The organism is Saccharothrix sp. ST-888 (assembly GCF_000955975.1).
Taxonomy (GTDB): domain Bacteria; phylum Actinomycetota; class Actinomycetes; order Streptomycetales; family Streptomycetaceae; genus Kitasatospora.
Window position 1 is genome coordinate 1 of record NZ_JYJF01000829.1, and the last position, 319, is coordinate 319.

A 319-nucleotide genomic window follows, 5' to 3' on the forward strand; every position below is an offset into this window, starting at 1 on the left:
CTCTTCGCGGCCGGCCAGCCCGCACGGATCGACGCGGCCTCGCATGCCGTCGCCGGCTACATGGCTGACCTCATCACGGCCAAGCGCCGCGCCCCCGACCACAGCCTGCTCAGCGACTTGATCCGTGCCCGCGACGGCGCAGCCGGGGTCGCAGATTACCCAGGATGCCCCAGAGGACTCGGTGCCGGCGGAGCGTATGGCTCCCGTGACCAACCGGCAGGTGGCCAAGCGCGCGGGCGAATAGATCGTGCGAAGCTCCTGCACGGCAGCGTCGACCCGGGCAGGCTCGTCGCGCATGCGGTGCAACGGTCTCCTGGCC

General features: G+C 71.5%; 1 protein-coding gene. It reads right to left on the reverse strand.

From position 1 onward, the window contains the following. The coding region (locus UK12_RS44135) for a hypothetical protein (protein ID WP_045307214.1) at window positions 1–297 on the reverse strand (297 nt) is incomplete at its 3' end. Window positions 298–319: the final 22 nt, after the last annotated feature.